This window comes from Haloferax sp. Atlit-12N (genome assembly GCF_003383095.1).
GTDB lineage: Archaea > Halobacteriota > Halobacteria > Halobacteriales > Haloferacaceae > Haloferax.
This window is the reverse complement of the sequence record NZ_PSYW01000001.1, coordinates 1,417,111-1,439,851: the sequence shown is the minus strand read 5'-3', so window position 1 is coordinate 1,439,851 and position 22,741 is coordinate 1,417,111. Positions and strand designations below refer to the sequence as shown.

Here is a 22,741-nt window from a genome sequence, read left to right as displayed (position 1 = left end):
TCACAGTCCTCGATTCTGAACCCTCACCCATGTACGACCACATCCTGCTTCCGACCGATGGTAGCGACGCGACCGACGCGACAATCGAACACGCGGCGACCCTCGCCGAAACGTACGGCGCGACGGTCCACGTGCTGTCCGTGGCCGACTCGCGCAACCGCTTCGAGTCGCCCTCGGCCGGCATCGCGCCGGACGTGTGGGAGAAGTCCGAACTCGACCGCGCGGAGTCGGCCGCCGACGCCGCGGTCGAGGCGCTCCCAGACAGCGTCGAGACCGAACGCATCGTCGAGGAGGGCGTGCCTCACTCGACTATCGTCGACTACGCCGCCGACGCCGAGGTCGACCTCGTCGTGATGGCGACCCACGGCCGAACCGGCCTCGACCACTACCTCGTCGGCTCCGTCACGGAGCGCGTCGTCCGGCAGTCGGACGCGCCGGTGTTGACCGTCCGCGCGGCGGACGAAGAATAAGGACCCGCGACCCGCTCGCGGTCCGCGTTACTCGAACTCTTCTGCCAGCGCGGCGCGGTGCTCGCGGCGCTTCTGGAGCGCCGCGTCGCGCAGTTCGCGCTCTTCTTGGGAGTCGCAGACGAGGTCGGGGACCGGACTCGGCTTCTCGTCGTCGTCGAGCGCGACGAAGGTGAAAAAGGAGGTGATGGTCTCGCGGCGGTCGCCCTCGCTCGGTCGCTCGGCGGTCACGTCGACCTTGATGTCCATACTGGTGCGACCGGTGTCGAAGACGTACGCCTCGACGGTCACCACGTCGCCCACGTCGATGGGCGCGAGAAAGTCCACGTGGTCCATCGACGCCGTGACCACCTGCCGCTCGGCGAAGCGCCGCCCGGCGATGGCCCCGCAGACGTCCATCCACTCTAAAATCCGCCCCCCGAGAGCGCGTCCGAGGTTGTTCGTGTCGTTGGGCATCAAAATCTCGCTCATCTCGGCGCGGGACGCCGACAGCGACCGCGTGCCGACCGACGACTGCTGTTGCATACCACACGGTCGGTGTCGGACGTGGTTAAATTATTCTACATCGCGAAAGATAGAAATAAAGGTGATTAATCGCTCGGGTTGTCGATTGGTCGGCAAACGCACCGCACGTTTCAACAACCTAGACAATTAATAGTGTTTATTACGTACCGAATAGTGTCTGCGTGAACCGCAGACCGGTGGTGGGACGCCGACGCCCGTCTCTCGCCCGTGTTCGGGGAAACGTTCCCGAGGGTTCCGACCCTCGTTCGACTGGACGACGACGGGGAATCAGTCGCGACCCCGAAGCCGACGTACCGAGCGGCCTCCCGTCTCAGGTCCGCCTCGCGCCTCGCCGAACCGCGACGGCCGGACGACGGGGCTCGCGCCGGTCGCCCCGCAGACCGGACACGACGCTGCACCGGCCCCTCGCGCGTCGGTGGAATCGCGACTGCTTCGCGTATCTGATTTTTCGCTCACTCGACCCGCTCAGCCTCGACGCCGCCGTCTTCGATTTCGATGTCGACCGCGTCCGCGGAGATGTCGGCCGTCTCGACGCCGTCCAACTCGCCGAGTATCTCGCCGATGTCGTCGAGGCCGAGGAGTTCGCGGGTCTCCTCGTCGAACGCCTTGCTTTCGAGGCCCGCGGCCTGCTGTATATCGGACCCGGACAGCCCCTTCCCGTAGCGACCGAGAAGCGACGTGAGTTCCTGCGGCAGGACGTACGTCGTCGACGGCGAGGTACCGATGTTCCCCAGCGTCTCCATGCCCTTGTCGATGATGGCGCGCTCGCCCATCGACTCCGCCGCGCGGGCCCGCAGAACCGTCGAGATGGCGTCACCCTGCGCTTCGAGAATCTGCGACTGCTTTTCGCCCTGCGCGCGGATGATGTTCGACTGCTTGTCACCCTGCGCCTTCTCGACGGCGGAGCGGCGCTCACCCTGCGCTTCGAGAATCATGGCGCGGCGGCGGCGCTCGGCGGAGGTCTGCTGTTCCATCGCGTTCTCGACGTCCTTCGAGGGCTTGACCTCGCGGACCTCGACGGACTCGACGCGGACGCCCCACTCGTCTGTCGGTTCGTCGAGTTCCCGGCGGATGCGCGCGTTGATGTGGTCCCGGCGGGCCAGCGTGTCGTCGAGTTCCATGTCGCCGAGCGCGGCCCGCAGCGTCGTCTGTGCGAGCAGCGAGACGGCCCGGCGGTAGTTGTCGACCTGCAGGAAGGCGCGTTCGGGGTCCATCACGCGGATGTAGACGACGGCGTCGGCCGTGACGGGTGAGTTGTCCTCCGTGATGGCCTCTTGGGAGGGCACGTCGAGCGTCTGGGTTCGCATGTCGAAGCGGTAGGTCTTCGAGACGAACGGCGGGACGACGTTCAGCCCCGGTTCGAGGATACCCTTGTAGTCGCCGAACACCGTCAGCGTCCGCTTTTCGTACGCCTGCACGATTTCGACCGCGTCGTACACCGCGGCGACGGCGAGCGCGAGGACGACGTAGCCCGCGAGCGTCAGCGGCGTGACGGGGAAGACGACGACGGCGATGCCGAAGACGACCACCGCGACCGCGAGGGGACCGAGCCAACGCGGGATTCGGCCGGGCTCGCTGTCGACCCGCCCCGCGCTCGACGACGAATCCGACGAGGACGCCGAGAGCTTCCCGAGTTGGTAGAACAGGCTGTCCATGGTGGAGAGTGACACCGAGGCGAAATAAAGCTAGCCGGCTACTCGGCCACCCGGCCACCAACTATTTGTCCGCGAACGCCCCACCGCCCGATATGAGAACCAACCGCGGCCGAATCGACGTGGAGGACCTGCTGAAAATCATCCTCCTGCTCGTCCTCGTCTGGCTCGTCCTCGAAATTATCGGCGAGGTGCTCGGGCTGTTCGGCGCGTTGCTCGGCCCGCTCCAGCCGATTCTGGGACTCGTCGTCGCGGCGCTCATCGTCCTCTGGCTGCTCGACCGAATCTGAGACGCTGATTCTCCCCCGCGACGATACGCCTTTGTGTCTCTCGCGTGACTCACGGGCGTGTACAGTCTGAACGTCCCGGTTCCGGGGCGGGTCGCCCGCCTCGCGTCCGACCTGTTTCCGTACCTCGCCCCGTTCGACCGGGTTCGCGACCGACACACGCTCGTCTGCAAGCGGTTCGAAGAAACCGAGTTCGACCGCTTGCACGAACAGTTGCGGCGCGCGCTCGCCGGTCAGCCGGCGTTCGAAGCCCGCGTGACCGACATCCGGTTCTTCGAGTCGCCGCCGCGCGGAGCCGCCCCGGTCGTCTATCTCGCTGTCGAGAGCCCCGGCCTCGCCGACCTGCACCGCGCGCTCACCGACGAGTTCGGCGCTGTCGACGGACTGGAGGGCGACGAGTACGTCCCGCACGTCACGCTCGCCCGCGGCGGCAGTCTCGCCGACGCCCGCGCGGTCGCGAGCCAGTCCATCGAGCCCGTCGAGTGGACCGTCTCGCAGCTCGACATCTACGACTCGTCGTTCCGCGAGACCGCGGCCTCGATTTCGCTTCCGGCTTGACGGCGGGGATTCGACCGCCGTCACCGTCGGCGGAGCGACGACCCTCGGTGTGCCGCCCCGTCCCGTCTCGCCCCGTCCCGTCAGTCGCGCGCCCGGAGCCGCATCCCCATCGGCTCTTCGGGGTGCATCGTCAGCGACCCGCGAAGCGAGAACGGCTCGTCGCGGACGTAGTCGAGTTCGTACTGCTGGGCGACGGTGCCGAGGATGAGTCGGCCTTCGAGGAGCGAGAGGTGCTTGCCGATACAGTGGCGCGGCCCCCCGCCGAACGGGAAGTACGCGAAGCGCGGGCGGTCGCCGGCCCGTTCGGGTGCCCAGCGGTCCGGGTCGAACGAAAGCGGGTCGTCCCACCAGCGCTCCGACCGGTGGACGACCCACTGCGGGAGCATGATGGCTGACCCCTCCGGGACGCGGTAGCCGCCGAGACGAACGTCCACCTTCGGCTCGCGGAACATGACGTACACCGGCGGGTACAGCCGCATCGCCTCGTTCAGCACGCGCTCGGTGTACTCCAGTTCTCGCACGTCTTCGAACGTCGGCGTCCGCCCGCCGAGCACCTCGTCCAGTTCGCGGTGGAGCTTCGCCTCCGCCTCGGGGTGTTGCGAGAGCAGATACCACGCGTACGTCAGCGTCAGCGCCGTCGTGTCGTGGCCCGCGAGGAGCATCGTCATCAGCTCGTCGCGGAGGTTCTTCTCCGTCTGCTCGCCCTCGTCGTAGGCGCGGAGCAGAATCGAAAGCAGGTCCATCGGTCGGTCGTCACCCGTCGCCTCGGCCGGCACCGACGACGCCGGCGTCTCGCCGTACTCGGTCCTGCGGCGCTCCTCGACGATGTCCCAGACGAGCGATTCGAGTTCGGACAGCGCCTCCTTGTACTGGCGGTTCTCCCGCGTCGGGGCCCAGTCGGGCGTCAGGAACCGAAACGGGTCGGGTTCGAACCGTGCCCCGAGCGGTTCGAGGTTCTCCTGTACCCGCCGGATACGCTCGTCGTCGAGGTCGGTGCCGAACATGGCGTCGACGATTATCTCGACGGTCAGCCGCGCCATCTCCAGTTGCACGTCGACCACGTCGCCGTCGCCCCACGACGACAGCATCGACTCCGTCCGGTCGGTCATCATGCCGGCCATCGTCGAGATGCGCCGCACGTCGAACGCCGGCTGGGCGAGTTGGCGCTGTTTCTTCCACGTCGCGCCCTCGCTCATCAGCAGGCCGTCGCCCAGCAGGTCGCCGATGGCGCGGTCTTGGAACTGCGGCTTTCTGAACTTCGACGCCTCGCTCACGAGCACCGTCTCGATATCCGCCGGATTCGTGAGCATGTAGGTGTCGAGCGGGCCGAGGTCGAAGTGGACCACGTCGCCGTAGGCGTCCGCGACGGCCGTCAGGAACGTAAACGGGTCGCGGGCGTACTGTCTGCTCGCGCCGAACAACGGGAGGCCCTTCGGTCCGGGAGGGGTCGCACTCATCACCCTGTGTTGGTTCGAACAGGTAAGAATTGCACGGCGGTCGCGACCGACGTGTCCGTGCCGACCGCGACCCGCTCAGGGCCGCGGCGGGTCGCCGTCGTAGGCGTCGTGGTCGTTGTAGAAGTTCAGCATCGCGAACTTGAGTTTGTTCGGCGCGATGTCGACCATCTCCGCGCGCTCTTCGACCGGGAACGACCCGCGGACGCCGTACTTCCCCATGGAGGAGCTCTCGCGGGTGTAGCGCTTGTCGGCCAGCACGCGGACGCCGAAGTCGTCGGGCGCGCGGATGACCCGCCCGAGCGCCTGTCTGGTCTTCCGAATCGTCGGAATCTCGACGGCGTAGCGCCAGCCGGCGTCCTTCTTGCCGCGGTAGGCGCGGTCGTAGGCGGCCTGTACTGCCTCCAACCGCTCGGAGAGGTGAGGATAGGGAACGCCGACGACCACGACGGTTCGGGCGTCGTCGCCGTCGAAGCTCACGCCCTCGGCGAGCGTCCCCCACAGCGAGGTGAGAAGCACCGCGCCGTCCTTGCCGACGAACTCCCGGCGCATCTCTTCGGCGCGGACGCCCGGCTCGTCCAAGAACAGTTCCGCGTCGACGTCCGGGTTCGCACGCAGACGCTCGTGGTAGCGCTCCGCCTCGGCGTACGACGGGAAGAACACGAGCGTGTTGCCCGGCGTGAAGGCGGCCGCGTCCGCGAGCATCCCTTCGATTGTCTCCTGCGTGCCCGGGTCGTCGCGCTCGGAGGAGAACAGCGCGGGCAGCGACACCGAAAACGTCCGGCGGTTCTCCTCGGGGTATTCGAGGCCGTAGGCCATCGTCACCGGTTTTTCGAGGCCGAGCGTGCCCTCCGTCACGTCGAACGGCCGGAGCGTCGCCGACATCAGGATGCTCGCGTGGACCTCCTCGAACAGTTCCTTCGTGACCTCTCGCGGGATGCAGGTGTACAGTTCGGCGCGGCCGTAAATCTCGTCGGTGCCGCCGTCGCGGCGGACCGACAGCATCGGGTGGCGGCCGAGTTCGCCGCCCATCTCCGTCCAGTCGGCGATGAAGTTCGCGGCCTGTAGCGTCTGGCACTCCTTGCGCGTCGTCGCCTCGCCGTTCTTGTACGCGTCTTCGTACTGCTCGTCTAACTGCTTGCCCAACTGGAGGGCGAGTTCGACCTCCACGTCGATGCCGCGGCCCTCGTAGGACTGCAGGAAGTCCATCGTCAGGTCGTCGCGGCGGCCCTGATTGGCGATAGAGAGGTCGTACCAGTTCTCGCCGACCTGCTCGCGCTCGCCGAAGCCGAACGCCTCCTCGTAGCTGTCGCGCAACGAGTCGAGGAACGTCCCGATGACGTTGCGGGCGCTCTCGGCCCGCGAGTCGTCTTCGTCTTCCAACTCGTTCATCGCGCTTTCGAGCGTGTTCTCGGTGAGCGCGCGACTCGCGTGGTCGCGGGCCGCGCTCTCGATGTTGTGCGCCTCGTCGAACACCGTAATCACGTCGTCGGGGTCGCGGTCCAGCCACCGGAAGAACTGCTCGCGAATCATCGGGTCGAGCAGGTGGTGGTAGTTGCAGACGACGAGGTCGATGCCCTCCATGCCCTCCTTGAGCAGTTCGTAGCCGCAGAGGTTCTGCTTCCCCGCGTACTCGAAAATCTCGTCGGGCGTCCGCACGTCGTCGAACAGCCACTGGAAGAACTCGTCGGTGTTCCGCGTGAGGTTGTTGTAGTAGTGCTCGCAGTAGTTGCCCTCCTTCAACTCTTCCAGTTCGTCGTCGATGCTGTCGAGTTCGTCCGTGACGGCGCTTCGCGCGTCGGCCGCGCCGGACTCGCCCTCTCGCATCCCGTCGAGGAGCGACTGCGCCTGCTCTGAGAGTTCGGCCTTGTCGGACTCCTTTTCGACGATGCTCCGGGTCGTATCGCGGAGGGTCTGACACTCCTGAAAGCCCACGTCGATGTGGCACATCGAGGACTTCCCGCGGAACACCACCGCGCGGATGGCCTCCTCTCTGGTGATGGCGCGGGCGTCCTCGACGAACTGGCGCATCTGCTGGTGGACGTTCGTCGTGATGACGACCGTCTTGTCGTGCTCGCGGGCGTACGAGAGCGCGGGCACGAGCGCGGAGATGGTCTTCCCGGTCCCGGTCGCCCCTTCGAGGAGGACGTTCCGCTCGTCGTCGAGGGCGTCGGCGATGCCGGACATCGCCGCCTCCTGATTGGGGTACGGCTCGTCGTACGGGAAGAACCGCCACGCTCCGTCCGCGTCGCCGTCGTCGGGTGCGCCGTTGGCGTGGGCCACGGGAGAATCTCGGCCGCCATCCGATTAAAAGGCTCGGAGCACCCGACACCGCCGGAGATGACGGGGACCGTATAAGCGTACCTCCGCGATGCGGCGGCGTCGCCCGTCCGAGAGAGCATTATCATGATAGGCGTTGGCACGCTAGCCATGGCCTCTGAAACAGCCACGACACGACTCGAATCGACGACGACCGCCTCCTGGCGCGCCGGCGTCGCCGCCGGCTCGCTCGCCGCCGTCGTGATGGGTGCGATGATGGTCGTCCAGATGCGGCCGGTCCTCGAAGTCGCCATTCCCTCGATGTACGGCTTGATGGGCGGGGCCGCCGGCTTCACCATCCACGTCGCCCACGGCGCGATTCTCGGCGTCGCGTTCGCCGGCCTCGTGAGCGCCCTCGACTTCGACCTCGACGGTTCGAGCAGGTCGCTCGGGGCGGGCGTCGCCTACGGCGTCGTCCTCTGGGCCGTCCTCGCCGTCTTGGTCATGCCCGTGTGGCTCGGTGCGGTCGGCTCGCCCGCGAACCCGCCGCTCCCGAACGTGAACGTGACGAGCCTCGTCGGCCACGTCGTCTACGGGGCCGTCCTCGGAGCGTCGTACCCCGCGCTCGACGGCGTCCTCTGAGAAGCTGAAAAGAGCGGCGACCGCCGCAGACCCGGCTATTCTTCGAGCAGTTCGACGATGAGTCCCTTCTGGGCGTGCAGGCGGTTCTCCGCCTGGTCCCAGACGAGCGAGCGCTCGCCTTCGAGCACGTCGCCGGTAATCTCCTCGCCGCGGTGGGCCGGCAGGCAGTGCATGACCTTCGCGTCGGTGTCGGACAGCAGGTCCTCGTTGAGTTGGAACCCCTCGAACGCCTGCAGTTTCTCGTGGCGTTGGTCCTCTTGGCCCATCGAAATCCACACGTCGGTGTAGACCACGTCGGCGTCCGCGACGGCCTCCTCGGGGTCGGTCGTAATCGTCGGGGTCGAGCCGAGTTCGTCCGCCTTTTCGAGCACGTCGTCGTCGACGCCGTACTCCGGCGGGGTCGCCACGGTGAGGTCGATGCCGGCCATCGCACAGCCGAGGACGAACGACTGGCCGACGTTGTTGCCGTCGCCGACCCATGCGGCCTGCACCTCGTCGAAGTCGCCGACGTGTTCGCGGATGGTGAGCAGGTCGGCGAGCGTCTGGCAGGGGTGGGCGTCGTCGGTCAGGCCGTTGATGACCGGCGCGTCGGAGTGCTCGGCGATTTCGAGCAGGTCCTCGTGGTCGAACAGGCGGACCATGATGGCGTCGCCGTAGCGACCCAGCACGCGCGCGGTGTCCGAAAGCGGCTCGCCGTGGCCGAGCTGGATGTCCTCGGGGCCGAGGAACAGCGCGTGGCCGCCCAGTTCGGTCATCCCCGTCTCGAAGGAGACACGCGTCCGGGTACTCGGCTTCTCGAAGAGCATCGCCAGCGTCGCTCGGGTGAGCTGCGCCTCGTCGTCGCCGGACTTGATGTCGGCGGCGCGGGTGAGAACGCGGTCTAACTCCGATGCGCTGATGTCGTCGATGTCGGTGAAGTGGGTGGTTTCGAGCATTGTGTCGTGTGTCGTGTCTCCGTGTCGGTTCGTCGTCTCGGTCGTTCGGTCGCCGCCGCTCGTCTCGCCTCAGTCGTCGGCGAGGCGCTCGCACACGTCGACGAGCACGTCGATGGCGCTGTCGAACTCGGCGAGGTCGAGGTGTTCGTTCGGGGCGTGGTCGAGGTCCGAGTCGCCGGGGCCGTAGGTCGCCATCGGGCAGTCCCACGTCCCGGCGAAGATGTTCATGTCGCTGGTTCCGGTCTTCCGGAGGAGCCGGGGCTTTACGCCGCCGACGTTGCGGATGGCGACGCGGAACGCCCGCGCCACGTCGGTGCGGGGGCTCATCATGACCGGCGGGATGGGTTTGTTCCAGTGGACGCCGCCGCGGGTGAGTTCGCTCTCGGCGACCTCGCGCACGTCGTCGATGGTGAGCCGCGGCGGGACGCGGAACTGCACGTCAACCGTCGCCTCGACCGCGAGGCCGTCCTCGGTCGGGCCGCCGTCGAACGTCACGGGCTTGGTCGTCACCGTGTCGAAGACGCCGTCGCGCTCCTCGTCGAAGAAGTCGGCCACGCGGGACCACCACGCGACCGCGGACTGGATGGCGTTCTCCTCGGGACGCGAGGAGTGACCGAGTTCGCTCGTCGAGATGTACGTCCCGGAGAGGAACCCGCGGTAGCCGAGCGTGACGCCGTCCCAGCCCGAGGGTTCGCCGTTGACGACCGCGTCGGGTTCCTCGCGGTCCTCCACGAGGTGCCACGCGCCGCGCGAGGAGGTCTCCTCGCCGACGACGCCGACGAACGAGACGCCCGTCTCGACGGCCGCCGCGGCCATCGAACAGAGCGGTCCCGTCGCGTCGACGCTCCCGCGACCCCAGAGGACGCCGTCTTCTATCTTCACCGGCACGTCGCCGGGGACGGTGTCGATGTGGGAGGTGAGAAGCACCGCGTCGTCGGCTGGCGCGCGGACGTTGCCGACCTCGTCTATCCAGACCTCGCGGTCGTGCGCCTCGAAGAACGCTTTCAGGACCTCGGCGGCCGCCTCCTCGTCGCCCGACACCGAGGGCGTCGAGACCATGTCGTAGAGGAGGTGGCGCGCGTCGGCCCACTCGCCCTCGTCGAGGGCGTCGGTGTCGGCGTCGGGCGTCGTCTCTGCCTCTGTCTCCATCTCTGTCTTCGTCGTCGCTTCCGCCTCGCTACCTTCCTCGCGGTCGATTTCGGCGTTCATGATAACACGTTCGCCATGGCGTCGACCGCGCGGTCGGCATGCTCCTCATCGATGACGAGCGGCGGCAGGAACCGGACGACCGTCCGGCCCGCGGGGAGCGCGAGCAACTGCTCGGACAGCGCGAGGTGCTTCAGCGTGCGGTTCGCGCCGCGTTTGACCTCGACGCCGATCATGAGACCGTCGCCGCGGACCTCGCGGACCGGCAGGTCGTGTTCCTCGACGGCGGCTTCGAGTTCCGTCGTGAGGTAGTCGCCCACCGCGGCCGCGTGGCCGGGCAGGTCCTCCTCGACGATGGTGTCGAGGGTGGCGTTCGCCGCCGCGCAGACCACGGGGCCGCCGGAGAACGTCGAGCCGTGGGAGGCCGCACCGTCCGCAATCCAGTCGGCACAGAGCGTCGCGCCGAGGGGCAGGCCGTTGGCGATGCCCTTCGCGCTCGTCAGGATGTCGGGGACGACGCCGGCGTTCTCGCAGGCCCACAGCGACCCGGTGCGACCGATGCCGGTCTGAATCTCGTCGAAGACGAGCGCGGCACCTGCGTCGTCGGTCAGGTCGCGGGCGGTCTGGAGGTACTCAGCCGTGGCGGGGTTGATGCCGCCTTCGCCCTGAATCGGCTCTAAGAAGACCGCAGCCGTCTCGTCGTCGACGGCCTCGGCGAGTTCCTCCTCGTCGCCGTAGCTGACGAACTCGACGCCGCCGGCGACCGGCTCGTAGGGCTTCTTGTACTTCTGTTTCCACGTGAGCGCGAGGCTCCCGAGGGTGCGGCCGTGGAAGGCGCGCTTCGTGGCGACGATTTTCTGGCGGCCGGTCGCGGAGCGGGCGAACTTCATCGCCGCCTCGTTTGCCTCCGTGCCGGAGTTACAGAGCCAGACGTTCGAGATGTCGCCGGGCGCGAGCGTCGCCAGCTTCTCGTAGAGTTCCGTGCGGACCTCGACGGGATACGACGCCTGCACGTAGGTCAGCTTCGCGGCCTGCTCCTGAATCGCGGAGGTGACCGCGGGGTGGGAGTGGCCGAGCGCCGCGACGGCGTAGCTCGCACCGAAGTCGAGGTACTCGGTGCCGTCGTCCGAGTAGAGGTACGGTCCCTCGCCGGACTCGATGGCGATGGGCTTCTCGTTGAAGACGAAGCCGCTCATTGTTCGGCCCCCTCGGCTTCGACCAGCGCGCCGGGCGTCACGTGCGTGCCGCCGCCGTTGAGCGCCGTCACGATGGGGTCGTTCAGGTTCGCGTCGGAGACGATGACCTCGGCGGCCCCGCCGTCGAGCGCCTCCTTCGCGGCCATGACCTTCTTGGTCATGAACCCCTCGGCGGCCGATTCGAGCGCCGAGAACTCCTCGGGCGTGTCGGCCGTCTCGATGAGCGTCGATTCGTCGTCGGGGTCGGCGTAGACGCCCTTCACGTCGGTGAGGACGACGAGTTTCGCGCCGAGCGCGCCCGCGACCGCGGCGGCGGCGCGGTCGGCGTCAGCGTTGACCGGCACGCCGTCGTCGGCGAGCATCGGAACGGTCACGATGGGCGTGTAGCCGCCGTCGAGGAGGGTTTCGAGGAGCGTCGCGTTCACCGAGGTAATCTTCCCGGAGTGGTCGCCGCGCTTGATTTTCTTCTTGCCGTCTTCGACGACGCGGACGGCCGATTTGCGCGGCCCGGTCAGGAGGCCGCCGTCGACGCCCGAGAGGCCGAGCGCGTCGACGCCCGCCTCGCGGAACAGCGCCGTCAGGTCCGTGTTGAGCTTGCCGGGCATCACCATCGAGAAGACCTCCATGGTGCGCTCGTCGGTGAAGCGGCCGGAGACGCCCGAGGGCGACTCGACGTACGTCGGCTCCTCGCCGAGTTCTTCGAGCGTCTCGTCGACGGCGGTCGAACCGCCGTGGACGACGACCACGTCGGTGCCGTTAGCGACGAGGTGGGCCACGTCGGAGACGGCTCCCTTCGGGTCGACGGCCTTCGCGCCGCCGATTTTGACGACGACCGGCGGCTCCTTGCCACCGTCAGCGATGAGGTTGTCTTCGTTATCGACGAGCTGTTCGTGTGCCGCGAGCAGTTCCTCGCGTGTGTATCCTGTCATAGTCGAAATGGTGCGTAAATCGTGGGTCGGGGCGAGCGTTCGGGGGCGGTGCGGTCAGGGCGAGCCGATGGGGTGGAAGCCGGTGAAGTCGAGTCCGGCGGTCTCATCCAGCCCGAGCGCGATGTTGGCGGCGTGGACCGCCTGCCCCGCGGAGCCTTTCATCATGTTGTCGATGGCCGAGAAGACGACGAGTCGTCGGTTTCCGGGGTCGATTTCGAAGCCGACCTCGCCGAAGTTCGTCCCGGCGACCGACTTCGGTTCCGGGTAGCGGTAGACGCCGCCGCCGCCGGCGACGGTTCGCATGAACGGTTCGTCGCCGTAGGACCCGCGGAACGCTTTCCACATGTCGCCCTTCGAGACGGGGCCGTCGGGGAAGACGTGACAGGTCGCCGCCGCGCCGCGAACCATGTCGACCGCGTGGACGGTAAACGAGACCGAGAGGCCGAGGTACTCCTCGATTTCGGCCTCGTGGCGGTGGCCGGTCGGCGCGTAGGGGCGGACGATGCCCGAGCGCTCGGCGTGCGACGACGCCTTGCTCGCGCCCGCGCCGCCCTCCGACGAGCCGACTTTCACGTCCACGACGACCTGCTCGTCGCCGGAGAGGATGCCGGCGTCGAAAAGCGGCTTGAGGCCGAGAATCGTCGCGGTCGCGTTACAGCCGCCCGCGGCGATGAGGTCCGCGCCGGGGAGGTTCTCGCGGTTCAGTTCGGGGAGCGCGTACTCCGACTGTTCGAGGTATTCCGGGCAGACGTGGCCGTCGTACCACTCGTCGTACTGCGCCGCCTCGGAGAGACGGAAGTCCGCAGAGAGGTCGACGACGGTGTCCGCCGCGTCCTGAAAGGCGTCGATGTGCTCCATCGAGACGCCGTGGGGCGTCGCCGTGAACAGCACGTCGACTGATTCGAGGTCCTCCGGCGAGGTGAAACGGAGGTCGAGGTGACGAAGGTTCGGGTGGACATGGCCGACGGTCTTGCGCTCGTAGGAGCGGCTCGTCGCCTGTTCGACGTCGAAGTTCGGGTGGCCGTCGAGCAGGCGGAGCAGTTCGCCGCCGGTGAAGCCGGAGCCGCCGACGACGCCCGCAGTGAGTTGGTCGCTCACGCCGAGACCTCCGCCAGCGACTGCTCGCCGTCGACCTTGGCTTCGAGCCAGTCGACGACTGTCGCGGGAACGTCCGTCTCGACGGCGTCGTTGAGCGCCTTGAACTCGACGGTGTGGTTGACCTCGTGGACGGTGTAGTCATCTCCCGTCTCCATGAGATCGACGCCGAGCAGGCCGCCGCCGACCGCGTCGGACGCCTGCTTCACGAGTTCCTTCGCGCGGTCGTCGAGTTCGAACTCGTCGACGCTCGCGCCCTTCGCGGCGTTCGTGAGCCAGTGGTCCGACGAGCGGACCATCGCGGCCACGGGCTCGCCGTCGGTGGCGAGCACGCGGATGTCGCGGCCCGGCTTCTCGACGAACTCCTGGATGTAGAACACCTTGTGCTCGTAGTTGCCGAGCGTCGACTTGTGTTCGAGGATGGCCTCGGCGGCCGCCTCGGAGTCGATTTTCGCCATCAGGCGACCCCACGAGCCGACGACCGGCTTGAGGACGCAGGGGTAGCCGAACTCCTCGACGATTTCCATCGCCGACTCGACTGTGAAGGCCACCTTCGTGTTCGGCGTGGGTACGCCCGCGTCCACGAGCGCGAGGCTGTTTTTCGCCTTGTCGGCGCAGATGTCGGCGGTCTCGTGGGAGTTGACGACCGGGATTCCGTACGACTGCAGGAAGCGCGTGATGTAGATGCTCCTGCTCGTCGCCAGACAGCGGTCGACCACCACGTCGAGTCCGTCGAACGATTCCGGCGGCTCCGTGAGGTCGAACTGCTCTTTCCGAACGTCTATCTTCGTCACCTCGTGGCCGCGGTCGCGAAGCTCGTTGAGCAGGAGCTTCTCGTCGCGGCGAATCCGGGAATAGAGCAGTCCAACGTGCAATTTACTCTCCCCAGTCCTCTTCGAGTTCGGGCGCTTCTTCGAGTGTCACGGGGTCGAGGGAGACGACTTCCAGCTCTGCGCCCGTGGCGGGGCTGTCGATGATTTCGCCGACTTCGACGTCGGCCGGCAGCTCGATTTCCTCTCCGCTCAGCGGGTCTTCCGCGGTGATGGTGTCGCTCATTACATCCGTGGCTGGTCGACGGATAGTATTAAAGCCGTCGAAAATTACGCGCCAAAAATTAATGTAAAGAAGTCTCTAGCGGGTGTTATCTGTCGAATCGGCCGACAGTACGGGTCGACCGAACGACGCGTCGAGCTTGGGTGCCACGCTCACTCGACGCCGGAGACGGGACCGGTCGTCGGACCGGTCGGCCCGTCCCCCGCGTCGGGCGCGGTCGTCGTCGTCGCCGCGGTTCCGGTCGGGGTCGTCGGAGGCCCGCGGCCGGGAGTCGCGGCGCGGCTGCTCGCGGTCGTCGGAGCAGGCCCGCGGGCGTCGCGCCTGTGGACTCAGACATAGCTCGAAACCTCCTCGTCGAGACCCTCGGCGGCCGCCGCGAGCGAGTCGCGCGCGTCGGCGACGGCGGCGGTGTCGTCCGAGAGCTCGTCGCGGGCCGTCGAGAGCGTCGCCTCCACGGCGGCGGGCGCGGGCCCGCCGACCGAATCGCGACTCGCCACGCTCTCGGTCGGGTCGAGCGCGGCTTCGACGGCCTCGGCTGTCACGTGTGTAAAGAGTGACTCACCTAATACGTCCGTAGCGACGGCGTCAAGTGTTGCCACGTCGGGCGTTCCCTCGGAGCGGGCGGCCGCCTCCGCGACGACCTCGTGGGCCGTGCGGAACGGGAGGCCGGCCATCGCCAGCAGGTCAGCCACGCCGGTCGCGGTCGAGAAACCGTCGCCCGCGGCCGCGGCGAGTTCCTCCTCGGGCCACGTCGCCGACCCGACTGCGCCGGCGGCCACCGCGGCCGCCTCGGCAACGTCGTCGACGGTGCGGAACGCGTGTTTGTGGGCGCGCTGGAGGTCGCGGTTGTACGCGCGCGGCAGTCCCTTCAGCGTCGTCAGGAGGCCGGTGAGTTCCCCGACGGCGTCGCCCGCGACGGCGCGGACGAGTTCCATCGTGTCGGGGTTCTTCTTCTGCGGCATGATAGAGGAGGTCGACGAGTAGTCGTCCGACAGCTCGACGAGCCCCTTGTTCGAGAATATCACGAGGTCCTCGGCGAGGCCGGAGAGCGTGACCGCGTGGGTCGTGAGCGCCGACAGCGTCTCCGCGAGGAAGTCGCGGGTCGCGGAGGCGTCCATCGAGTTCTCCATCACGCGGTCGAAGCCGAGCAGGTCGGACACGAGTTCGCGGTTCACGTCGAAGGGCGTGCCCGCGAACGCCGCCGACCCGAGCGGCGACTGGTTGATGCGCTCGTACGCGCACATGAGGCGGGCGCAGTCGCGGGCGACCGCCCGTTCGTACGAGCACAGGAAGTGCGCGACCGTCGTCGGTTGCGCGGGCTGGAGGTGCGTGTAGCCGGGCATCACCGTCTCGGTGTGTTCGGCGGCCGTCTCGACCAGCGACTCGCGCAGGGCGAGCGCCGCGTCGAGGGCCGAAAGCACGTCCTCGCGTAGGCGGTAGCGGATGCAAGTCGCCACCTCGTCGTTGCGCGAGCGGGCGGTGTGCATCTTCCCGCCGTCGGGGCCGACGATGTCGATGACGGCGGCCTCGATGGCCTCGTGGACGTCTTCGCCGCCCGAAAGCGAGTCGTGGCCCGCGGCCTCGACTTCGTCCAGCGCGGCGAGAATCTCGCTCGCGACCTCGGACTCGATGATGTCCTGCGACGCGAGCATCACGACGTGCGCCCGGTCGACGGCGAGGTCGGCCTCGAAGATGCGTTCGTCGGCCGCGAGGCTCGACATGAACCCGCGGGCGGGGCCGCCGCTGAAGCGGTCCCGGCGGATGACGCCCTCGGAGTCGCCGTCCTCGCCTGCCATCTTACTCGTCGCTACCGCCGTCTGCGGCGAGTTCGGGCTTCTGCTTCTTCGCGCTCTGGTTGGCGAGACGCGCCTGGAAGCCGTGATACTTGGCGACGCCCGTCGCGTCGGCCTGCTCGATGCCGTCGACCGTCTCCGTGTTGAAGGAGGCGGCGGACTCGGAGTAGGCGGCGTACTCGGACTCGCGGCCGACCGGGCGGGCCTGTCCGCCCTCGAACTTGATGGTCACGGTGCCCGTGACGCGCTCTTGGGTCTTTTCGAGGAAGGCGTTCAGCGCGCCCACGAGCGGGGCGTCGATGAGGCCCTCGTAGGCCTTCTGGGACCACTCGTTGTCCACGGTGGCCTTGAAGTCACGCTCTTCTTTCGTGAGGACGAGCCCTTCGAGCGCCTCGTGGGCGTTCAGGAGCGTCGTCGCGGCCGGGTGCTCGTAGTTCTCGCGCACCTTGAGGCCGAGCATGCGGTCTTCCATCATGTCCGTGCGGCCGACGCCGTGCTTGCCGGCCTTCTCGTTGAGAAGCGAGATGAGTTCGAGGGGTTCGAGTTCCTCGTCGTCGACGGCGACCGGGTAGCCGTCTTCGAACGTGATTTCGATGAGTTCCGTCTCGTCGGACGGCTGGTCGGTCCACTCGTAGATGTCCTCCGGCGGGACGTAGCCGGGGTCTTCGAGGTTGCCGCCCTCGATGGAACGGCTCCAGAGGTTCGTGTCGATGGACCAGACGCCCTCGTTGCCGCCCTGTACCGGGAGGTCCTTCTCGGCGGCGTACTCGATTTCCCACTCGCGGGTCATGCCCATCTCGCGGACGGGCGCGATGACTTCGAGGTCGGAGGCGCGCCAGACCGCCTCGAAGCGGAGTTGGTCGTTACCCTTGCCCGTACAGCCGTGGGCGATGCCGTCGCAGTCCTGCTCCTCTGCGAGTTCGAGGATTGCCTTGGCGATGACCGGACGCGCGAGCGCGGTGCCGAGCGGATAGCCCTGATAGTCCGCGTTGGCGCACACCGAGTCGAGACAGAGCTGTGCGAACTCCTGTTTCGCGTCGACGACGTAGTGTTCCAGCCCGAGGGCCTCGGCCGTCTCGTAGGCCTCCTCGAACTCCTCTTCCGGCTGGCCGACGTCGACGGTGACGCCGACGACTTCGTCGTATCCGTACTCCTCTTCGAGAATCGGGACGCAGACTGTTGTGTCGAGTCCGCCCGAGAACGCGAGTGCGACTTTCTTCATGTACTCGTCTGTGGCGGGGACATACAGATAAATTCTTTGCATTCAATCTGTGAAATTAAGTGGTAGAGATGCCTATAGGCACGAAAATGGAAGATTAGAGATTTCGACGTGTCCCGAAGGAGATGATGATTGTGGCCCTAAAGGGCCCGTCGTCGGGGTCGGACAGCCGCGGCTCGCAGCGGGGCAAAAGTGGCGAAAGTGCTGCGAGTCGCCATGGTTGTGAGACGCTACGATGTCGTCCCTATTAAACGCTTCCGGCGGCGCAAACCTTTCCTCAGTCGAGCAACTCCCCGGCGAGTTCGACCAGCAGTTCGTTGTCGACGAGCGCGACCACGAGCGCGATAATCGCGAGCGCGACGACTGCGATGATGAGCCACTCGATAAGGGTCATAGCACCCGCAACGTGACGACTCCTCGGGTAAGTGTTCTGTGGCCGGTCGGGTTGGTCGTCGTCGGTGGGCCGAAAACGCCGCGCCGGGACGAATTAGGTGCTCTCAGCCGAGGTTTCGCTGTCCGCCGCGCCGCCGCGGAAGACGAGTCGCTCCACGAGGTCCGACCGCTGCATCAGCACCGTCCCGAGCGCGCTCATGACGAAGACGTAGCCGACGGCGAACGCCGGGATGATTTCGCGCATCACCGGCGTCGTGCCCGCGGCGGCCAGCGCCGCGATGACGAGCGAGAACTCGCCGCGGGGGACCAGTCCGACGCCGACCCGGAGCGACCGGTGCGCAGAGAGGTCGTACGCCCGGCCGCCGAGGTAGCCCGAGACGACCTTCGACGGCGTCGAGAGGACGACCGCGATGACGAGCGGGACGGCGGCCGCCGCCAACAGCGTCGGGTCGGTGCCGAGGCCGATCCAGAAGAAGAACACCGCGGCGAACACGTCGCGGACCGAGACGAGCAGGTGTTCGAGTCGCTCCCGGTGGCCGCTCGTGGAAAAGCCCATGCCGACGAAGAACGCCGCGACGGCCTCGCTCACCCCGAGCGCGAGCGCCGCACCCGAGATGGGAACGACGACCGCGAGCGCCCGCAGGACGAACGCCTCTTCGTTCTCCACGTCGAGGACGCGGGCGAAAAGCGCCGTCCCGTATTGGACGGCCACGAACAGGAGTCCGAGGAAGCCGAAGGCGATGGCGAGCGACCGACCGATGGCCGCGACGCCGCCGTCGCCGCCGAGTACGAGCGAGGTGACGACCGCGAGGTAGACCGCGATAGCGAGGTCCTCGAAGACGAGCGTCCCCAGAATCGGCTCCGACTCGGGGTCCGCAATCCACCCGAGGTCGATGAGCGTCTTCGTCACGATTGCCGACGACGAGATGTAGACGATGCCGCCGAGTAGGAGCGACTCGACCGGTGACCACCCGAGGACGAGACCGATGGCGACGCCAATGGGGAGGTTCACCGCGAGGTCGATGACGCCCGCGCGGCCGATTTTCGCCCCCGACGACCGGAGTCGGTCGAGGCTGAACTCCAACCCGAGGAAAAACAGGAGGAGGACAATACCGAGTTCCGCGAGAACCGTCACGACCTCGCCGTTCGGGACGTAGGGGAGCCCGACCCGCCCGGCGACGTACGGTCCGGCGACGACACCGCCGACGACGTACAGGGGAATCACCGACAGGCCGAGGCGGAGCGCGACCGCTCCCACGACCGCGAGGACGACGAACAGGTAGCCGAATTCGAGGAGCGCCGCCGCCATCAGGTCCCTTTGACGAGCGCCGTGAAGTCGCGGCAGGCCGCTTTTGGACCGATGACGACGAGCGTGTCACCGGCTTCGACCATCGCGTCGCCGCCGGGCGAGGCGACGACCTCGTCGTCGCGTTCGATGGCGATAACCGACGCGCCGGTCGCCTGCCGGAGGTCAGACTCGCCGAGCGTCTTGCCCGCGATGTCGGAGTCCGCGCCGACCTCGACCCACTCGATGAGCGTGTTGTCGCCGAGGAGCGTCTCGATGTCCTCCGTCTGGACCGGCTGGAAGTACGCGCCTTCGAGGAGCGTCCCCACCTGTCGGGCCAGCTTGTCGGTGAGTTCGAACAGCTTTTCGGAGTCGCTGTCGGCGCTCGCGCGCCGGAACACCTCCCGCTTGCCGCTGTTGTGCGTCACGATGACGAGCCGGGAGCCGTCGCCGAGTTCCACCTCGTGTTTCTTCCCGACGCCCGGAAGGTCACTCTCGTAGATAGTCATGACTGTCCGATTCGTGGCCGACCGAAATAAAATCGCATCACGGACCGACGCCCGAACGCCGACCGCTTACGCGACGCCGACCAGCCAGAGCGTCCCCGCGATGGCGACGCAGGCGACCGGCGGAATCGAGACGTTGTCGTCGATGACGTAGCCGGCGACGACCGGCTTTACCCCGTCGGCCAGCGTCGCCCCGGCGGCCCCGGCGGCCGCGGCGAGGCCGCCCGCGACGACCCCCGAAACGGGAATCACGAACGGCGCGGCGAGGACGAAACAGACGGCGAACATCACCGCGAGCGTCCGCACCGATTTCAGTTCGCCGACCGGCGCGGAGCCCATGAGGCCGCTTATCGGGTCGCCGATGGTGAGCATGAGCATCCCCGGAATGGCGACGTGCGGGTCGAACACCAGCGCGACGGCGGTCTGGCTGTAGACGTACAGCGCGTAGCCGGCGACGTTGTCCTGTTCGTACTCGCGGGTGAGTTCGTCGTAGACGGCCCACTCGAGGCCGCCGAACAGTCGGAGCAGTTCGAGGACGCTGACGACCGCCGTGAGGAAGACGAACAGATACCCGAGGGTACGCCACTCGACCAGCCCGAGGAGGTACAAAAGCGGCATCCCCGAGCCGCTCGCGTGGACCAGTCGCCGCTTCACCTCGGCGGTGTTCGGTCGCCCCACGGCGGATTACGCCTCGACGACCTCGTTCTCGTCGAGCACGTCGTCGAACGAGGCGGTGCCGGCGCGCAGGCCGACGAGCGTTCCGACGAGGTCGTCGACGGGCAGTCGGACCTGCTTGCCGCTGTCGCGCTCGCGGATGGTGACGGTGTTCGCGCCGTCGCCTTCGAGCCCGTCGCGGTCGATGGTGATGCAGAACGGGGTGCCGACCTCGTCCTGTCGGCGGTAGCGCCGACCGATGCTACCCGAGTCGTCGTAGACGACCGCGAAACCGGCCGCGCGGAGTTCGGCGGCCACGTCGTCGGCGAGGTCGACCAGTTCGTCGACGTTGCTCACGAGCGGGAAGACGCCGACGTTCGTCGGCGCGACCGAGGGCGAAAGCGAGAGGTAGCTCCGCGCCTCGCCGTCGACCTCGTCGGTCTCGTACGCGTGCGCGAGGAGCGTGTACACCGTGCGGTCGATACCGAACGAGGGCTCGACCACGTGCGGCGTGATGTGTTCGCCCGCCTCGGTCTGCGTCTCGACCGAGAAGTTGGCCACGTCGGTGTCGACGGTGATCTCCTCGCCGTCGATGTCGAGGGTGACCTCGTCGGCGTCGAAGGCGTCGGGGTCGCGCTCAGCGAGCGTCTCCAGCGCCTCGGCCACGTCGGCGGCCTGCGCGCCGAACTCGGGGCCGAGCGTCGCCATGTCGGGGTCGACGACGGCGCGCTCGACCGTCTTCGGCTCGTCGTACTGCTGGAAGACGGTGAAGTCGTCGTCGCCGTACTCGCCGTGCTTCGAGAGGTCGTAGTCGCTCCGGTACGAGAAGCCCGCGATTTCTATCCAGTCGCCGTCGACCTCGCTCTCGGCGTCCCAGCAGTCCGAGGAGTAGTGGGCGCGCTCGCCCGCGAGGTGCTGGCGGAAGCGGAAGCGGTCCATGTCGACGCCGACCGTCTCGTACCACTCCTGGGCGATGCCGAGGAAGTAGCCGAGCCACGCGTTGCCGATGACGCCGTCCTCGACGGCCTCGCCGATGGTCGTCTCGACGTAGTCGCCGTCGTCGGCCTCCTGCTCGGTCGCGGGGTACAGAAGCACCTCTACGTCCTCGACCGCTGAGAGGTCGGCCTCGTCGCGCTCGGGGTCGATGAAGTGCTCCAGTTCGGCCTGCGTGAACTCGCGGGTACGGACGATGCTCTTCCGCGGCGAAATCTCGTTGCGGTAGGCGCGACCGACCTGCGTCACGCCGAACGGGAGGCTGTTGCGCGCGTACTCCTTGATGCGCGGGAACTCCACGAAGATACCCTGCGCCGTCTCGGGGCGGAGGTAGCCGGGCGTCGAGGAGCCGGGGCCGATGTTCGTCTCGAACATGAGGTTGAAGTCCTCGACCGACTGGCCCGCGAGGTCCGCGCCGCAGGTCGGACAGACGAGGCCGAGGTCGGCGATTTTCTCGGCCGCCTCCTCGGGCGAGAGCGTCTCAGCGTCCTCGAGGTCGGAGTTGTCCTCGATGAGGTGGTCCGCACGGTGGGACTCGCCGCACTCGGCGCACTCGACGAGCATGTCGTCGAAGCCGTCGAGGTGGCCCGACGCCTCGAAGACGGGTTCGGGCATGATGGTCGGCGCTTCGATTTCGAGGTTGCCCTCCTGGACGGCGAAGCGCTCGCGCCACGCCTCCTCGACGTTGGACTTCAGGGCCGCGCCCTGCGGGCCGTAGGTGTAGAACCCGCCGACGCCGCCGTAGGCCTCCGAGGAACCGAAGAAGAAGCCTCGGCGCTTCGCGAGTTCGGTGAGTGCGGCGGACTCGTCGCCCTCACTCATACAGCGCCTCCAGCAGGTTGATGTCGCGGACGATGCCGATGAGTTCGTCGCCGGAGACGAGCGGAATCTGCTCGATGTCCTCGCGAATCATCGTCTGGGCGGCGTCCTTGGCGGTGGCGCGCGTCGGGACGCTCACGAGGTCGTCGGTCATGAACTTCGAGACCGGTTCGGCCGGAATCTCGACGTTCCGGGTCGGGATGTAGCGGTTGCCGACCGCCTTGATGCCCTCCCACATCCACTCGTCGTCCTGGTTTGCGACCGAGTCACCGGTGCCGGCCTCGCCTTCGACGACGCGGGCGACCTCGATGATGTCGACTTCGGTCACGATGCCGGCCAGCGAGGCCTCGTCGTCGAGGACAATCGCGTAGGGCACGTTCGCGTAGAATATCTCGCGCTCGACGATGTGTAGGGGGACGTCGACGTACGTCGTGTTCACGTCGCGGGCGGCGAGGTCGCCAACCTCGGTCTCGCCGTCGATGTCGCCGCGGGCGATGGCCCGGACCACGTCGGTGACGGTGAGGATGCCCTCGATGGCGTCGCCGTCGACGACGGGGAGTCGGCGCGCGCCCTCCGAGACCATCGTCGCGGCCGCCGCTTCGAGGTCGTCGTCGGCGCCCGCGGTCGGAACCTCGCGGACGAGCACCGCCAGCTGGTCCTCGTCGGGGTGTTCGATGAGGTCCTCCCGAGAGATGAGGCCTCGGTACTTCGTCCCCTCGTCGGTCTCTTTCACCACAGGAACAGAAGAGAACCCACGCTCTTGGAGGTATTCCAGAACGTCGTCGCGCGTGCCCGGCAGGGACACCGTCACGACCTCCTCACCGCGGGTCATCGCGTCGGCTACTTTCATACACCCGCTTTCTTCCCCCCGCCTAATGTAC

General features: G+C 67.5%; 22 protein-coding genes. 4 read left to right on the top strand and 18 right to left on the bottom strand.

Features of this window, described 5'->3' with window-relative positions:
• Positions 1–29 precede the first annotated feature (29 nt).
• Complete coding sequence (locus C5B90_RS07645) at positions 30–470, top strand: universal stress protein (protein WP_058827473.1); 441 nt, start codon at positions 30–32, stop codon at positions 468–470.
• A 27-nt stretch (positions 471–497) separates the two neighbouring features.
• On the opposite strand, the gene C5B90_RS07640 is transcribed toward C5B90_RS07645, so the two are convergent.
• Together C5B90_RS07640 and C5B90_RS07635 are read right to left on the bottom strand one after the other, a co-directional pair.
• On the bottom strand, positions 498–992 hold the full coding sequence (locus C5B90_RS07640; protein WP_004974008.1) for an acyl-CoA thioesterase: 495 nt from the start codon (positions 990–992) through the stop codon (positions 498–500).
• A gap of 452 nt (positions 993–1,444) precedes the next feature.
• On the bottom strand, positions 1,445–2,647 hold the full coding sequence (locus C5B90_RS07635; RefSeq protein WP_115880339.1) for an SPFH domain-containing protein: 1,203 nt from the start codon (positions 2,645–2,647) through the stop codon (positions 1,445–1,447).
• 92 nt (positions 2,648–2,739) lie between these two features.
• On the opposite strand from C5B90_RS07635, the gene C5B90_RS07630 reads away from it, so the two are divergent.
• Both C5B90_RS07630 and C5B90_RS07625 read left to right on the top strand, forming a co-directional pair.
• Positions 2,740–2,934 (top strand): hypothetical protein, encoded by a 195-nt coding sequence (locus C5B90_RS07630; protein ID WP_004974006.1) that lies wholly within the window; start codon positions 2,740–2,742, stop codon positions 2,932–2,934.
• Positions 2,935–2,991: 57 nt separating this feature from the next.
• The gene (locus C5B90_RS07625; protein ID WP_115880337.1) at positions 2,992–3,489 is read left to right on the top strand and encodes a 2'-5' RNA ligase family protein; all 498 of its coding nucleotides are present in this window, start codon (positions 2,992–2,994) and stop codon (positions 3,487–3,489) included.
• Between the two features lie 80 nt (positions 3,490–3,569).
• Here C5B90_RS07625 and C5B90_RS07620 read toward each other — a convergent pair whose 3' ends face one another.
• Positions 3,570–4,946 carry a cytochrome P450 gene (locus tag C5B90_RS07620; RefSeq protein ID WP_115880335.1) on the bottom strand — a complete coding sequence of 459 codons (1,377 nt, stop codon included), beginning with the start codon at positions 4,944–4,946 and terminating at the stop codon, positions 3,570–3,572.
• Between the two features lie 75 nt (positions 4,947–5,021).
• A complete protein-coding gene (locus tag C5B90_RS07615) occupies positions 5,022–7,226 on the bottom strand; it encodes an ATP-dependent DNA helicase (RefSeq protein ID WP_115880333.1) in 2,205 nt (734 codons plus the stop codon).
• A gap of 147 nt (positions 7,227–7,373) precedes the next feature.
• Between C5B90_RS07615 and C5B90_RS20530 the strand changes: the two genes are divergently transcribed.
• Complete coding sequence (locus tag C5B90_RS20530; RefSeq protein ID WP_158547217.1) at positions 7,374–7,844, top strand: DUF6789 family protein; 471 nt, start codon at positions 7,374–7,376, stop codon at positions 7,842–7,844.
• 35 nt (positions 7,845–7,879) lie between these two features.
• On the opposite strand, the gene argF is transcribed toward C5B90_RS20530, so the two are convergent.
• The 14 genes from argF to C5B90_RS07540 all read right to left on the bottom strand — a co-directional run bounded on the left by argF (position 7,880) and on the right by C5B90_RS07540 (position 22,710).
• Positions 7,880–8,779, bottom strand: coding sequence for an ornithine carbamoyltransferase (argF, locus tag C5B90_RS07610; RefSeq protein WP_115880331.1), 900 nt, complete (start codon positions 8,777–8,779; stop codon positions 7,880–7,882).
• A 69-nt stretch (positions 8,780–8,848) separates the two neighbouring features.
• Complete coding sequence (locus C5B90_RS07605) at positions 8,849–9,988, bottom strand: [LysW]-lysine hydrolase (RefSeq protein ID WP_115880329.1); 1,140 nt, start codon at positions 9,986–9,988, stop codon at positions 8,849–8,851.
• Positions 9,985–11,121 (bottom strand): aspartate aminotransferase family protein, encoded by a 1,137-nt coding sequence (locus tag C5B90_RS07600; protein ID WP_115880327.1) that lies wholly within the window; start codon positions 11,119–11,121, stop codon positions 9,985–9,987. The genes C5B90_RS07605 and C5B90_RS07600 overlap by 4 nt, the downstream gene beginning before the upstream one ends.
• Entirely contained in the window at positions 11,118–12,050 is a 933-nt protein-coding gene (locus C5B90_RS07595) for an acetylglutamate/acetylaminoadipate kinase (RefSeq protein WP_115880325.1), read from the bottom strand. Before C5B90_RS07595 ends, C5B90_RS07600 begins: the two co-directional genes overlap by 4 nt.
• Before the next feature lie 54 nt (positions 12,051–12,104).
• Positions 12,105–13,148, bottom strand: a complete 1,044-nt coding sequence (argC, locus tag C5B90_RS07590) for an N-acetyl-gamma-glutamyl-phosphate reductase (RefSeq protein ID WP_058827975.1) — start codon at positions 13,146–13,148, stop codon at positions 12,105–12,107.
• On the bottom strand, positions 13,145–14,020 hold the full coding sequence (gene lysX, locus C5B90_RS07585; RefSeq protein ID WP_115880323.1) for a lysine biosynthesis protein LysX: 876 nt from the start codon (positions 14,018–14,020) through the stop codon (positions 13,145–13,147). The genes argC and lysX overlap by 4 nt, the downstream gene beginning before the upstream one ends.
• A gap of 1 nt (position 14,021) precedes the next feature.
• Positions 14,022–14,201 carry a lysine biosynthesis protein LysW gene (lysW, locus tag C5B90_RS07580; RefSeq protein ID WP_004045057.1) on the bottom strand — a complete coding sequence of 60 codons (180 nt, stop codon included), beginning with the start codon at positions 14,199–14,201 and terminating at the stop codon, positions 14,022–14,024.
• 326 nt (positions 14,202–14,527) lie between these two features.
• Positions 14,528–15,994, bottom strand: a complete 1,467-nt coding sequence (gene argH, locus C5B90_RS07570) for an argininosuccinate lyase (protein WP_115880321.1) — start codon at positions 15,992–15,994, stop codon at positions 14,528–14,530.
• Position 15,995: 1 nt separating this feature from the next.
• Positions 15,996–17,213 (bottom strand): argininosuccinate synthase, encoded by a 1,218-nt coding sequence (locus tag C5B90_RS07565; protein ID WP_058568776.1) that lies wholly within the window; start codon positions 17,211–17,213, stop codon positions 15,996–15,998.
• 484 nt (positions 17,214–17,697) lie between these two features.
• Positions 17,698–18,912 carry a cation:proton antiporter gene (locus C5B90_RS07560; protein WP_115880319.1) on the bottom strand — a complete coding sequence of 405 codons (1,215 nt, stop codon included), beginning with the start codon at positions 18,910–18,912 and terminating at the stop codon, positions 17,698–17,700.
• Positions 18,912–19,397, bottom strand: a complete 486-nt coding sequence (locus C5B90_RS07555) for a cation:proton antiporter regulatory subunit (RefSeq protein WP_115880317.1) — start codon at positions 19,395–19,397, stop codon at positions 18,912–18,914. Before C5B90_RS07555 ends, C5B90_RS07560 begins: the two co-directional genes overlap by 1 nt.
• Positions 19,398–19,463: 66 nt before the next feature.
• Complete coding sequence (locus C5B90_RS07550; RefSeq protein WP_115880315.1) at positions 19,464–20,072, bottom strand: dolichol kinase; 609 nt, start codon at positions 20,070–20,072, stop codon at positions 19,464–19,466.
• 6 nt (positions 20,073–20,078) lie between these two features.
• On the bottom strand, positions 20,079–21,863 hold the full coding sequence (gene glyS / locus C5B90_RS07545; protein WP_115880313.1) for a glycine--tRNA ligase: 1,785 nt from the start codon (positions 21,861–21,863) through the stop codon (positions 20,079–20,081).
• Positions 21,856–22,710 carry a CBS domain-containing protein gene (locus C5B90_RS07540; protein ID WP_115880311.1) on the bottom strand — a complete coding sequence of 285 codons (855 nt, stop codon included), beginning with the start codon at positions 22,708–22,710 and terminating at the stop codon, positions 21,856–21,858. Before C5B90_RS07540 ends, glyS begins: the two co-directional genes overlap by 8 nt.
• Positions 22,711–22,741 lie beyond the last annotated feature (31 nt).